The sequence below is a fragment of the Streptosporangium sp. NPDC005286 genome (assembly GCF_040607515.1).
Classification (GTDB): domain Bacteria; phylum Actinomycetota; class Actinomycetes; order Streptosporangiales; family Streptosporangiaceae; genus Streptosporangium.
On the sequence record NZ_JBEXGU010000003.1, the window covers coordinates 44,217 to 57,466 of the forward strand.

Annotated in this window: 11 protein-coding genes; 5 read left to right on the top strand and 6 right to left on the bottom strand. The window is 71.1% G+C overall.

Features of this window, described 5'->3' with window-relative positions; all coding sequences use genetic code 11:
* Window positions 1-30: 30 nt before the first annotated feature.
* Window positions 31-966, bottom strand: coding sequence for an AraC family transcriptional regulator (locus ABZU75_RS02180; protein WP_355548375.1), 936 nt, complete (start codon window positions 964-966; stop codon window positions 31-33).
* An 80-nt stretch (window positions 967-1,046) separates the two neighbouring features.
* Here ABZU75_RS02180 and ABZU75_RS02185 point away from each other — a divergent pair, with 80 nt between their 5' ends.
* The 3 genes from ABZU75_RS02185 to ABZU75_RS02195 all read left to right on the top strand — a co-directional run bounded on the left by ABZU75_RS02185 (window position 1,047) and on the right by ABZU75_RS02195 (window position 4,021).
* Window positions 1,047-1,886, top strand: a complete 840-nt coding sequence (locus ABZU75_RS02185; RefSeq protein ID WP_355548378.1) for an NAD(P)H-binding protein — start codon at window positions 1,047-1,049, stop codon at window positions 1,884-1,886.
* 305 nt (window positions 1,887-2,191) lie between these two features.
* Entirely contained in the window at window positions 2,192-2,707 is a 516-nt protein-coding gene (locus ABZU75_RS02190) for an anthrone oxygenase family protein (protein ID WP_355548381.1), read from the top strand.
* 126 nt (window positions 2,708-2,833) lie between these two features.
* Window positions 2,834-4,021, top strand: coding sequence for a serine hydrolase (locus ABZU75_RS02195; RefSeq protein ID WP_355548384.1), 1,188 nt, complete (start codon window positions 2,834-2,836; stop codon window positions 4,019-4,021).
* A gap of 139 nt (window positions 4,022-4,160) precedes the next feature.
* On the opposite strand, the gene ABZU75_RS02200 is transcribed toward ABZU75_RS02195, so the two are convergent.
* The 5 genes from ABZU75_RS02200 to ABZU75_RS02220 all read right to left on the bottom strand — a co-directional run bounded on the left by ABZU75_RS02200 (window position 4,161) and on the right by ABZU75_RS02220 (window position 9,830).
* On the bottom strand, window positions 4,161-5,027 hold the full coding sequence (locus tag ABZU75_RS02200; protein ID WP_355548387.1) for an NAD(P)-dependent oxidoreductase: 867 nt from the start codon (window positions 5,025-5,027) through the stop codon (window positions 4,161-4,163).
* A 90-nt stretch (window positions 5,028-5,117) separates the two neighbouring features.
* A complete protein-coding gene (locus ABZU75_RS02205; protein WP_355548390.1) occupies window positions 5,118-6,149 on the bottom strand; it encodes an ABC transporter ATP-binding protein in 1,032 nt (343 codons plus the stop codon).
* Window positions 6,146-6,880 (bottom strand): molybdate ABC transporter permease subunit, encoded by a 735-nt coding sequence (modB, locus tag ABZU75_RS02210; RefSeq protein ID WP_355548654.1) that lies wholly within the window; start codon window positions 6,878-6,880, stop codon window positions 6,146-6,148. The genes ABZU75_RS02205 and modB overlap by 4 nt, the downstream gene beginning before the upstream one ends.
* A 124-nt stretch (window positions 6,881-7,004) precedes the next feature.
* On the bottom strand, window positions 7,005-7,412 hold the full coding sequence (locus ABZU75_RS02215) for a TOBE domain-containing protein (RefSeq protein WP_350927813.1): 408 nt from the start codon (window positions 7,410-7,412) through the stop codon (window positions 7,005-7,007).
* A 270-nt stretch (window positions 7,413-7,682) separates the two neighbouring features.
* The gene (locus ABZU75_RS02220) at window positions 7,683-9,830 is read right to left on the bottom strand and encodes an ATP-dependent RecD-like DNA helicase (RefSeq protein ID WP_355548395.1); all 2,148 of its coding nucleotides are present in this window, start codon (window positions 9,828-9,830) and stop codon (window positions 7,683-7,685) included.
* Between the two features lie 159 nt (window positions 9,831-9,989).
* Here ABZU75_RS02220 and ABZU75_RS02225 point away from each other — a divergent pair, with 159 nt between their 5' ends.
* Both ABZU75_RS02225 and ABZU75_RS02230 read left to right on the top strand, forming a co-directional pair.
* Entirely contained in the window at window positions 9,990-11,015 is a 1,026-nt protein-coding gene (locus ABZU75_RS02225; protein ID WP_350927805.1) for a LacI family DNA-binding transcriptional regulator, read from the top strand.
* Window positions 11,016-11,255: 240 nt separating this feature from the next.
* Window positions 11,256-13,127: a ricin-type beta-trefoil lectin domain protein gene (locus ABZU75_RS02230; RefSeq protein WP_355548399.1), complete on the top strand. Its 1,872-nt coding sequence runs from the start codon at window positions 11,256-11,258 to the stop codon at window positions 13,125-13,127.
* Window positions 13,128-13,250 lie beyond the last annotated feature (123 nt).

Sequence of the window (13,250 nt, forward strand, 5' to 3'; positions counted from 1 at the left end):
GTGTCGAGGACTTCCTGCCCGGGGAGCCGGCTACCTCGCCCCGGCACGGTGCTCCTGCGGGCTGACCCCGCGTACCCGCTTGAAGGCCGTGCTGAGCGCGAACGAGCTGCCGTACCCGACCTGAGCGGCCACCGCGCCGACCGTGGCGTCGGTCTCGCGCAGCAGGTCGGCGGCCATGGCCAGCCGCCAGCCGGTGAGGAAGGCCATCGGGGACTCACCGACCAGCTCGGTGAAACGGCGGGCCAGGGCCGCGCGGGAGACGCCGGCCCCGGTGGCCAGGGCGGCCACGGTCCAGGGGTGGGCGGGGTTGTTGTGCAGCATGCGCAGGGCCTTGCCCACCACGGGATCGCTGTGCGCCCGGTACCAGGCGGGGGCCCCGGCCTCGGGACGAGAGAACCAGGCCCGCAGGACGGCGATGAGCAGCAGGTCGAGCAGCCGGTCGAGAACGGCCTCCTGCCCCGGCTCGTCCTTGACGATCTCGTCGGCGAGCAACGGGATGATGGGGCAGTTCCAGGCGCCTTCCGGCAGGACCAGCAGCGTGGGCAGCGCCTCCAGTAGACGCCGGCTGATCTCCCCGCGCATCTGGTAGGCGCCGGTGAGGATCACCGTCGACCCGTCCGGGCTGTTGCCCCAGGTGCGGACGCCCAGATCCATCGCCTGAGCCAGGTCCCGCCCGTCGAGGGTGGTGCAGTGCTGCCCGGGGTGGATCACCACCTGGGGAGACGTGGCCGGGTCGTCGGCGACGGTGTAGGGATCGGGACCGCGGATGATCGCGACGTCCCCGGGGCCCAGGCGCACCGCGTCACCGCCGTCGGGGACCACCCACGCCTCGCCCCGCACCATGGCCGCCAGGGCGAGCGGCGCCCGATCCTGGATGCGGAGGGACCAGGGCGGGCTCAGGATCGAGCGGAGCAGGAACGCTCCCCGGGCTCTCGGCCCGTCCAGGAGGTCGGTGAGTGCGTCCACGGACTCACTCTAGACGTTGGAACATGGAATTGCGCTTCTCAACCATGGACCGTCTCAGCATTGCCCGGTTCACTGGTGGTATGACGGAGAACACGCACGAGAAGAGCACGACGCTGGTCCTCGGAGGCACCGGCAAGACCGGCCGCCGGGTGGTGGAGCGGCTCACCGCGCGCGGCCTGCCGGTGCGGGTCGGTTCCCGCTCGGGCGAGCCGCCGTTCGACTGGGAGGACCAGGCGACATGGGCGGCCGCGCTGCGGGGGGTGGGGTCGGTGTACCTGGTCTACTACCCGGACCTGGCGTTCCCCGGGGCCGCGGACTCGGTCCGCTCGTTCGTCTCGCGGGCGGTCGGGAGCGGCGTCCGACGGCTGGTGCTCCTGTCCGGCCGGGGCGAGGAGGAGGCCCAGGTGAGCGAGCGGACGGTCAGGGAGTCCGGCGCCGAGTGGACGATCCTGCGGGCGAGCTGGTTCTGCCAGAACTTCAGCGAGGACTACCTGCTGGAGCCGGTCATGGGCGGCGAGATCGCGTTCCCCGCGGGGGACGTGGCCGAGCCGTTCGTCGACGCCGAGGACATCGCGGACGTCGCGGTCGCGGCGCTGACCGAGGACGGGCACGCGGGCGAGCTCTACGAGCTGACCGGTCCCCGGCTGCTGACCTTCGCCGACGCGGCCGCGGAGATCTCCAAGGCGACCGGCCGCGAGATCGGCTACCTGCCGGTCTCCCCCGGGGAGTACGCGGCCGGGCTGGTCGAGCACGGCGTACCGGCCGGGTACGCGACGCAGTTGGCCGGGCTCTTCACCGATGTCCTGGACGGCCGCAACGCCCACCTGACGGACGGCGTCCGGCGTGCCCTGGGCAGGGAGCCCGGGGATTTCACCGACTACGCGCGAGAGGCCGCCGCCACCGGCGTCTGGGGCGGCTAGCGGGACGACGGCGAGCGGGGCGCACGGGTGCCACCCCGCCCGGGTTCCGCCACGGTCGCGATCTCAGTCGCGGTCGCTCTGGACCGACGGCCCGGTGGCGGCGAGCGGGGCGCACGGGTGCCACCCCGCCCGGGTTCCGCCACGGTCGCGATCTCAGTCGCGGTCGCTCTGGACCGACGGCCCGGTGGCGGCGAGCGGGGCGCACGGGTGCCACCCCGCCCGGGTTCCGCCCGCCCGGGGCCCCGGTGGCGGCGAGCGCGTCCGCTCCCGCCGCCGGAGTTTCGACGACAGTCATGGAGGATGTGATGTTGATGCTGTTCCGAGGCGTCGCGCTGGTCGCGGCGACGATCACCGTGGGGCTCATGGCGGGCCTCTTCTACGCCTACACCTGCTCCGTCATGCCCGGCCTGGGCCAGACGGACGACCGGACCTTCGTCGGCGCGATGCGGCGGATCAACGTGGCGATCCTCAACGGCTGGTTCGCCGTCTGCTTCGGCGGCGCGCTGGTGCTGACCGTCCTGGCCGCGCTGCTCCACCTCCACCGGGAGGGACGCCCCGTGCTGCCCTGGATCGTGGCCGCGCTCGTCCTGTACGTGGTGGTGCTCGTCATCACCATGCGGGTCAACGTGCCGCTCAACAACGCGCTCGACGCGGCCGGGGAGCCCGACGGCGTCGCCGACCTCGCGGCGGTGCGCGAGCGGTTCGAGGCGATGTGGGTTCGCTGGAACCTCGCCCGCACCGTGGCGTGCGTCGCCGCCTTCGGCTGCCTTGCCTGGGCCCTCGTGCTGTACGGGCGCATCGGGCCATCGGGCGGCTCGTGACCCGGGCGGGCTGCCCGCCCGCGCCCACCACCGGGAGCCCTCGCCGGGGAGACCTCACCCGGAGGACTCCGGGCGGTGACCGTATGGGAAACCAGCCGGCCCCTGCTAGAGAACTGCCAGAAAAGCGTGCCACGATCCCCTCCGTACGCGAGCGACTCCCCCACCGCCGAGCTCACCGGAGGGAACATGGAAAGGATCGACATCAGCCACCGCCTGCGAGGACCGGTCGTCGCGACGATCACCGCGCTCGCACTGACCGCCGGGGCGGCTCCCGCCCTGGCCCGGACGGCGCCGGTCTCCTTCACCCCGGCCGCCACCAGGGCGGACTCCTTCGACCTCATGTGGCCGTCGGCACATCCGGTCGAACTGCGGAGCGCCCCCAGGCGGCTCTCCGTGACCTACACCTACAAGGGACGCGAGCACACCCTTGACAGCTTTCTCGCACGAACGAAGACCAACGGCTTCGTCGTCCTGGACGGCCAGAAGATCGTGAACGAGCGCTACGTCCAGGCCGATCCCGATACCCGGTTCCAGTCCTGGTCGATGGCGAAGTCCTTCACGTCGGCCGCGGTCGGCATCGCCCTGCACGAGGGGCACATCCGCTCGATCGACGACCCGGTGACCGGCTACCTGCCCGAACTACGCGGCTCGGGCTACAACGGAGTGTCCATCCGCGACCTGCTCCGGATGTCGTCGGGAATCGACTGGGACGAGCGCTCCGATGTGCCTGACCTGCACATGAGCGCCATCCGGGGCCAGTCGGTCACGAAACTGGCGGCGCGGCAGGTACGCGGCTGGAAACCCGGCAGCAGGTTCGAGTACACGAGCATGAACTCCTTCGTGCTCGCCAAGCTCGTCAGCCGCGCCACGGGCACGCCGTACCACCGGTACGTGGAGAAGAAGATCTGGAAGCCCGCCGGCATGGCGTCCACGGTACGCGTCGACAGCGACTCAGGCGGCGACAGCCTCGGCTACTGCTGCTACCACGCCACCGACCGCGACTTCGCCCGGTTCGGCCTGCTCTACCTCCGCGACGGGCGGGCAGGGGGGCACCAGGTGGTGCCGCGCTCCTGGGTCAGGAAGTCGACCACCCCCTCCGCTTCCTTCAGCCCCGGCTACGGGCTGCACTGGTGGCTCGGCGGCGACGGCCGGGGCGACTTCATGGCCGCCGGGCTCGGCGGGCAGTACATCTACGTCTCGCCCAGGCACGGGGTGGTCGTCGTCAAGTCGGCCCGCTCCGCCTCGGACCAGAACCAGGGTGAGACGCTGGCCGCGTTCCGCGCCGTGGCCGCCGAGGTGGCGAGAACCCGCTGACGCCGGCCCGGCCGCGGGAGGACGCCCCGAGGACGTGTTCTGTGGATCTTCGCCTGTGCTGCGGATCGGCCGGACGGACGCCCCGCACGGCGGAGGAGGAGCTCATGACGGAGTCATGGGCGACGTCCGGGCAGTACGCCTAGCGTGATCCGCCGCGCAACAGCTCGACGATCGCGCCGATGTCGGCGTCGCCCCAGCCGCGCTCGGCCGCCTCCTCGTAACGCCGCTCGACCAGCCGGGCGACGGGCAGCTCAAGACCGCTCGACTCGGCCAGCTCTGCGGCGAGCCGCACGTCCTTGGCGGCGAGCCTCGTCGTGAACCACCCCTGGTGGTCGCCGGCCAGGACGTCGTCGATCCGGTTGTGCAGGGCGGGCGCGACGGTGGGCCACTGGAAGAGGAAGTCGTGCAGCAGCACGTTGTCGAGGCCGGCGGCCTGGCTCGTGGCCGTCACCTCGGCGAGCGCCGCGATTCCGGACATCAGCAGGTAGTTGTTCAGCAGCTTGAAAGCGAGCGCGGCGCCGGGGTCGGCGCCGCAGTAGGAGTAGGAGGCGAAGGCCTCCGTCCACACCGGCTTCAGCTCGTCGACGAGGTCGCGCTCGCCACCCACCAGGACCGTGGCCTTCCCCTCGGCGACAGCCGAGGGACCGCCGAGCACGGGGGCCGCCACGAATCGGCCTCCCGGCGCCAGGTCCCGCATCTCGCGGGCCGTGGCCGGGGCGACGGTGCTCAGGTCGGCCACGACCGGCCTGGTCGACTCGATCGGGCCTGCCTGGACGAGCTGGGCCATCACCTCGCGGACCGCCCGGCCGTCGGCGAGCGACAGCAGCACCGCATCGGCCGCCCGCACCGCCTCTCCAAGCGAGGCCGCCTCGACGGCGCCGAGGCTGACCGGCTCGTCCGCCCGGCCCGGCGTACGGTTCCACACCGTGACCTGGAAACCGAGCCCCAGCAACCGCCGGGCCAGCGCCCGCCCCATCATGCCCATCCCGAGCACGGCAACGCGCATAGGTCATCCCCCCTCCACGTCATTATGCTCACCGGGATTCTGGCGGCCGTGCCGCCACGCGGATCGCCGTCCATCCCGCCGGCCAGGGCGTCAGAACGGGTAGACGTGGGTCTCGGTGGCCTTGACCGACGCCCAGATCCGCTGTCCGGGGGTGAGGTCGAGGTCGGCGACGGCGGCGGGGGTGACGTCGGCCGCGGCGGCGATCGGCCCGGCCAGGTGGATGCGGACGCTGTCGCCGTGCCGTTCGATGCCCTCGATCGTGGCCTGCCAGAGGTTGCGCGGGCTGCCGTCGGGACGGGTCCGATACAGCGCGACCGCGCTGGGCGGGAAGGCGACGAACGCGGGGCCCTCCAGATGCTCGGCGACGCTGAAGAGCACCTCTCCGACGGAGACCTGCTGTCCGGCGGCGGTGCCCCGGTAGAGGTTGAGGCCGACCAGGCGGGCGACGTAGTCGGTACGCGGGCGCCGGGCGACCTCGGCGGGGGTGCCCTGCTGCACGACGGCGCCGTTCTCGATGACGACCAGGCGGTCGGCGAGCACCATGGCGTCCAGCGGATCGTGGGTGACCAGGACCGTCGCGCCGCCGAAGTCGGCCAGATGGCGGCGGAGCTGAGAGCGGATCTCCAGGCGGGTGTGGGCGTCCAGGGCCGCCAGCGGCTCGTCCATCAGCAGCAGGCGCGGCTCCACCGCGAGGGCGCGGGCCAGCGCGACGCGCTGGGCCTGACCGCCGGAGAGCTGCCGGGGTTTCATCGTGGCGTGCCCGGCCAGGCCGACGCGCTCCAGCCAGACCGCGGCCCCCCGCCGCGCCTCCGCCCTGGAGGCGCCACGGCAGCGAGGCCCGAAGGCGACGTTGTCCAGCGCGGACAGGTGCGGGAAGAGCAGGTAGTCCTGGAAGACCACGCCGATCGGGCGTCGTTCGGCCGCCAGGGTGTGCAGCGCCTCGCCGTCCAGGCTGATCTGCCCGCCGGACAGGGCGGTGAGCCCGGCCAGCGCGCGCAGCGCCGTGGTCTTGCCCGCGCCGTTGGGGCCGAGCAGGGCGACGACCTGTCCCGCGGCGACCTCCAGCTCGATGTCCAGGTGGAAGCGGGGCCTGGTGACGACAAGACGGGCGTTCAGCGTCACGGGGCACTCACCCACCGCTCGCGCAGGCCGGCCAGGATGATCACCGAGACGGCGAGCAGGACGAGGCTGAGCACGATCGCGGCCTCGGGTTCGGTCTCCAGGGCGAGGTAGACGGCCAGCGGCATGGTCTGGGTCCGGCCGGGGAAGTTGCCGGCGAAGGTGATGGTGGCGCCGAACTCGCCGAGCGCACGGGCCCAGCACAGCACGGCTCCGGCGACGATGCCGGGGGCGATCAGGGGCAGGGTGACACGGCGGAAGATGATCCAGCGGGACGCTCCCAGCGTCGCGGCGGCCTCCTCGAAGCGCAGGTCGGCCGCGCGCAGCGCGCCCTCGACGCTGATGACCAGGAACGGCATGGCGACGAACGCCTCGGCGACGACGACTCCCGCCGTGGTGAACGGCAGGGTGATGCCGAAGGTGGCGTCCAGCCACTGGCCGATCAGGCCGCGCCGCCCCAGCACGAGCAGCAGGGCGACCCCGCCGACCACCGGGGGCAGCACGAGGGGAACCGTGATCAGCGCCCGCACCAGGCGGCGGCCGGGGAAGTCGACACGGGCCAGCAGCCAGGCCAGCGGCACGCCGAGGAGCAGGCATACCAGCGTGGCCAGGGTCGCGGTCACCAGCGACAGGCGCAGCGCCTCCAGCACATGGGGCTCGCCCAGCCTCTCGACCAGCGTGGACCAGGGGGCGCGCACCAGCAGCCCGGCCAGCGGCAGCGTCAGGAAGATCATGCCGACCACCGCGGGCAGCACCAGCACCCAGGGCAGGCGACCCGCCACCCCACCGGAAGAGGCACCCGCCGTACCGCTGGGCGGACCGCCCGCCACGCCACGTGCCCCGCCGCTCATCTGGCTGTCAGCCCGCCGTACGGGCGTGGTCGGGGATCTCCACGACGACGTTGGTGGACTTGATCACGGCGACCGCCATCACCCCCACCTCCAGGCCCAGCTCGTCGGCGGCCTGGCGGCTCATCAGCGACACCACCCGGTAGGGACCCGCGGCGATCTCCACCTGGGCCATCACCGCATCCTTGATCACCTCGGTCACGATCCCGCGGAAACGGTTCCGCGCCGAGGAGAGCCCCGAGCCGTTCTCGGACTCGATCTGGGCACGCGCGAACGCCGCCAGATCCGCACCCGCCACCATCCGGTGACCGTGCTCGTCCCGCCGGGCCGCGAGCCGCCCGGCGTCCACCCAGCGGCGGACGGTGTCGGGACTCACCCCCAGCAGCGCGGCGGCCTCACTGATCCGAAACGTCGTCACAACAATCACCATACCTTTGCATATGCAGGTCTTTATCCCCATATCTCATGGCAGACGCACACCCCAGGGCGGGCGCACCATGATCTGGCACCTCATCTTCACCCTCTGAGGGAGCCGGACGACCCGGTTGAGCCCTCCCGCTCACCCGTCGTCATGTTCGGCGATTCCCCTGCCGGGCTCACCCGGCATGGTTCCGGTGTTCGAAACGGTCAGGGCCCGGCCGGCGCCTGCCCCGGCCGGGGAGCGGAGGAGTCACTTCGGAGGTCCTCGTCAGTCATCGGTCAGAACGGTTCCGAGGCTCAGCGCGAGCCGGCGGGCGAGCCCGGTGTTGCGGCGGTGGCCGAGCCGCTGGACGGCCAACTCCAGAGCCTTTCGCTCACCGACGACGACCACCCAGGACCGCGCCCGGGTGATCAGGGTGTAGAGCAGCTTGCGGCGGAGCATGACGCCGCCGGACTCGGTGACCAGGGGCGCGACCACGAAGGGATACTCACTGCCCTGGGAGCGGTGGATGCTGATGGCGTACGTGTGGGTCAGCTCGTCGAGCTCGCCGAAGCCGTACTTCACGATCTGCCCGTCGTCGGTGCGAATCTCGACGAGCCTCTCCTCAGGGGTGATGGCGGTGATCGTGCCGGTGTCTCCGTTGAAGACACCCTTGTCGTAGTTGTTGCGGATCGGCATGACCCGGTCGCCGACCCGGAAGACCGAGGCACCCGACCAGTGCTCCGCGACTCCCTCGCGAGCCGGGTTGAGCCGCTCCTGGATCATCCGGCCGATCTCGGCGGTCCCGGTCAGGCCCCTGCGCATCGGGCACAGCACCTGGACCTGGTCCGGACTCACCCCCTGCTTGCGCGGGATCGCCACCGTCGCCAGGTGCATCACCCGCTCGGCGACCTGCTCGGGGTCGTCGACCTCCTCGAACCAGAAGCCCCCGCCACCGGGGATCGGAGGCACCTCTCCGGTCCGGATCCGGTGAGCGGCCCTGATGATCCCGCTCCCCTCGGCCTGGCGGAAGACACGGGTCAGCCGGATCCGCGCGATCTCCTCGACACGCAGCAGGTCGGCCAGCACGCTGCCGGGGGCGATACTGGGCAGCTGGTCACTGTCGCCCACGATCAGCAGGTGACTGCCCACCGGGATGGCCGCGGTGAGCCGGGTGGCCAGGTGCAGGTCCAGCATGGAGGCCTCGTCGACCACGATCAGGTCGGCCTGCGCGGGTGTCTGCTCGAACAGCGCACCGCTGTCGGAGTCCGGTTGGTGGGCCAGCATCCGGTGCACGGTCATCGCGGGCATGCCGGTGAGCTCCGACAGGCGCTTGGCCGCCTTGCCGGTCGGCGCGGTAAGGGTCACCGAGCCGCCCATCGCCTTCGCGGTCGCCGCGATGGTCCTGACGGTATGGCTCTTCCCGCAGCCCGGACCGCCGGTGATGATGGACACGGTGCTGGTCAGCGCCATGTTCACCGCCGCCCGCTGATCCTCGTCCAGCCCGGCATCCTCCTGGAAGGCGCGCATCGGCAGCGTCGAAGTGGCCTGGATGAGCCTGGTCAGCTGGGCGGTCAGGGTGAGTTCGCGGCTGTGGGTCTCCTTCAGGTACACCACGGCCTGCCCCGCCTCGTCGGGCGACACCTCGACGACCACCCTGCGGTCGGCGACGAGGGCGTCGAGCATCCGGCGGACGAGGTCGTGGTCCTGCTCGACCAGTTCCGCGGACCGGGTGACCAGGGCGATCAGCCGTACGTAGCAGTGCCCGTCGCGGCTGGCCGCCGTCTCCAGCCTGTCCAGGATCGCCGCCTTGATCCGCTGCGGACTGCTCTCGGAGACCCCGGAGCGCAGGGCGATCCGGTCGGCCGTGGTGAACGCGATGCCCCTGACCTTGCCGATGAGCCGGTACGGATCGGAGGTGAGGATGTCGCCCGACTCGGCTCCGAACACCTGGTAGATCTTGGCCGCGAGCAGCGGGCTGATCCCGAACCCCTGCAGGGTCACCATCAGCTCGGCGATCGCCTTCTGCTCCTGCCACGCGTCGGCGATCTGGGCCTGCCGCGCGGGGCCGATGTTGACGACCTCGGTGAGCCGTCCGGGTTCGGTGTCGATGACGGTCAGCGTCGTGTCACCGAAGTGGCTGACGATGGCGTGGGCGAGCCTCGGCCCGATACCCCGGATCAGACCGGAGCCCAGATAGATCCGGATGGCCCTGACCGTGGCCGGGACCAGCCGCTCGCACGCCGTGACCTCGAAACGCCTGCCGTGACGCGGATGCTCGCCCCACGCGCCGATGAGCCGGAGCGTCTCCCCCGGCTGGACCCCGCCCAGAGCCCGGCCGGAGGCGACGAAGCCGGGCATGCCCTCGGCGCTCATCCGCGCGATCGTGTACTCGTCCTCCCGGACGTACACCAGCTGCTCGACAGACGCCTCCACGACAGAGAGCCAACCCTCCTCTTCACCCTTCGCGCATCAGACTAGGTGACCCGCTATCCCCGCAAGGCGTCATGCCCCGGGCATCACGCGGCCGGCGAGGCGGGTCAGGGTCACCGGTGGTTATTCTGACGGCAGGGACGCGGCGACCAGGGGGCGCGAATGGCCAGACCCGGGATGCGGGCGACCGTGCGCGACATCGCGGCGGAGACGGGTCTGTCGATCGCCACCGTCTCGCGGGTCCTGAACGGGCAGACCAATGTCGCCCCGCACACCCGGGAGCTGGTGTTACAGGCCGTCGGCCGCCTCGGAGAGCAGGCCCCCCGGCCGCGCGCGAGGCAGGAGGCGATGGCCGGCGGCACGATCTACGTGCGCTGCCCCTACCTGCTGACCGACTATTTCGGGCTCATCGTCTCCTCCGTCGGGGAGACCGTCGAACTGCACGGCGGGCAGATGATCCTGAGCACCGGAGAGTCCGCCCAGCACACCCCGGTGCTCTCCGGCCTGCCCGACCGCCCCGACATCGCGGGCGCGATCCTGATCCTTCCCCCGGAGTCGGGTGACGAGCTCGTACGGCTCCGTGACCGGCGCTTCCCCTTCGTGGTGATCGACCCCAGGACACCCCCTCCCAAGGACATCGTGGCGGTGTCGGCGGCGCACTTCGCCGGCGCGCGCAGGCTGATGGCGCACGTGGTCGAGCTCGGTCACCGCCGGGTCGGCATCATCGGCGGTCCGGTGAAGTGGCTGCCCAGCGAGGCCAGGCTGGCCGGCTACACCGCGTCGCTGGCCGACGTCGGTGTTCTGCCCTCGGCCGAGTTGCTGCGCAACGTGCCGGAGCCCAACACGGAGAACGGCTACCGCGCGGCCTGTGAACTGCTCGACCTGCCCGAGCGGCCGACGGCCCTGGTCGCGTTCAACGACAAGATGGCGGTCGGCGCGCTGTGGGCGGCGGCCGAGCGCGGCCTGAGCGTCCCCGGCGACCTCTCGGTCGCGGGTTTCGACGACATCGACATCGGCAGGGCGACCCTGCCGATGCTGACCACGGTGCGCCAGCCCCTGCAGGAGATGGGCCGGATGGCGGTCACGCTGCTGACGCGACTGCTCAGCCGGCACAGGCTGGAGGCGCTGCACGTCTCCCTGGGGACCGACCTGGTCGTCCGCGGCTCCACCGGACCCGCCCCTTACTGATTGTTTCATTTGTTTCAGTGCTGACTCGCCCTCGGCAAAGCGCGCGCGAAGCACTGTAATTCTGGCCTTGACAACCAATTCCCGACCGTGTTGTTCTTCTCTGTAACAGACAGGTTTCTTACTTGTTACATTTGTTACAGTGACGGCTCCCGGGGTGCCGAATGCGACCCGATTCGAGCAGCCCAGAGCGTCGCGGCCCCACCCGCGGCCCCTGTCGCACCCCCCGAAAGGACCCCTGCCGTGTTTCGACCTCCCCGCCGGGCCCTCACCCTGGCCCTCGCCTGCGTCGCCGCCCTGTGGATGGCGGGGCCCGGCGTCGCCTCGCCCGCCCTCGCCGCGGGTGAGCCCGTGAACATCTGGCTCACCACCACCTCCGACTCGGGCGGCCGGACCGTCACGCGGGGCCTCCAGCAGCAGTCCCCCATCGCCTTCGGGCCCGCCGGCGGCAGCGCCAACCACACCATCACCGTCAACGAGGGCACCACCTACCAGCAGTTCGAAGGGGGCGGCGCCTCGATCACCGACACCACCGCCTACCTGCTGCGCGGCGGAGCGATCAGCGCGACCACCCGCGACACCGTGATGCGCAAGCTCTTCCACCCCACGGACGGCATCGGCCTGTCGTTCGTGCGCAACCCGATCGGCGCCTCCGATCTCTCCCGGCCGGGCCACGTCTCCCTCGACGACACCTGCTGCGACCTGGGCGACTTCGGCGCGAACGGGTACGACACCAACGTGCGCCTGCTCACCGGGCAGGCCAAATCGCTCAACCCGGATCTGCGCGTCAAGGGCGTGCCGTGGAGCGCCCCCGGCTGGATGAAGGACAACGGCCGGATGGACCAGATGGGCTGGCTCAAGTGGGAGTACTACCCCATGTACGCCCAGTACCTGGTCAAGTACATCCAGAGCTACCAGGCCGCCGGAATCCCGGTGAACTACATCTCGGTGCAGAACGAGCCCAACTGCTGCCAGGCGGGCAACCCGACCGCGATGAACTACCCCGGCATGAGCTGGAACCCCTCGGGGCTGGCCGAGTTCACCAAGAACCACGTCTACCCGGCCTTCCGCGCCGCAGGCATCACCACCAAGGTTCTGGTCCACGACTGGAACTACGGCGACTACGCCAACTTCGGTTCAGGCGTGCTGAACGACGCGGGCGTGCGGAACGACCCGCTCTTCGGCGGCATCGCCTGGCACGGCTACTTCGGTGACCCGGCGGTCGGCACGCAGGTGCACAACCAGTACCCGGCGGTACGCCAGTTCAGCACCGAGCACTCGGGCGGTACCTGGATCGGCAACCAGCACAACGAGGATCTCTCCGACATCGTCAGCTACACCCGCAACTGGAGCGGCAGCCTGGTCAAGTGGAGCCTCGCGCTCAACCAGAGCATGGGACCGCACAACGGCGGCTGCGGCACCTGCACCGGCCTGATCACCGTCCAGGAGGGCGGCTCCCGCGCCGGCCAGGTCGACTACACCATCGAGTACTACACGACCGGCCACCTCACCAAGTTCGTCAGGCCCGGGGCCTACCGGATCGACTCCACCGCCAACGGCACGATCCAGAACGTCGCCTGGCGCAACCCCGACGGTTCCAAGGCCCTGATCGCGCACAACGGCGGCACCTCCGCCCAGTCCGTCCGGGTCAACTGGGGCAACCAGTCCTTCGTCTACTCCCTGCCCGCCCGTACCACCGCCACCTTCACCTGGGCCGGTACCTCGGCGGGCACCGGCGGCACCATCACCGGCCTGGGCGGCAAATGCGTGGACGTCGCGGGCGGCAGCAGCGCCGACGGCGCCGCCGTCCAGCTCTACACCTGCAACGGCACCGCCGCCCAGCAGTGGACCCGCCCCGGCGACGGCACGCTCCGCGCGCTCGGCAAGTGCCTGGACGTCGTCGACAACGGCACGGCCAACGGCAGCCGGCTCCAGTTGTGGACCTGTTTCGGCGGCCCCAACCAGCAGTGGACCTACAACCCGACGACCAGGGACCTGGTGAACCCCGCGACGAACAGGTGCGTGGACGTCACCGGTAACACCAGCGCCGACGGCACCCGCCTCCAGCTGTGGGACTGCGGCGGCGGCGCGAACCAGAAGTGGACGCTCTCCTGACCTGAGTGTCGCGGACGTGCCCCGTCCAGTTTCGGGGGTGGTGGCGATTTCGGCGAGGGTGGTGTAGGTGTTGGCGCCTTCGAGCAGGAGTTCGGTGGTCATGTGTTTTTCCTTTTGGGGTGT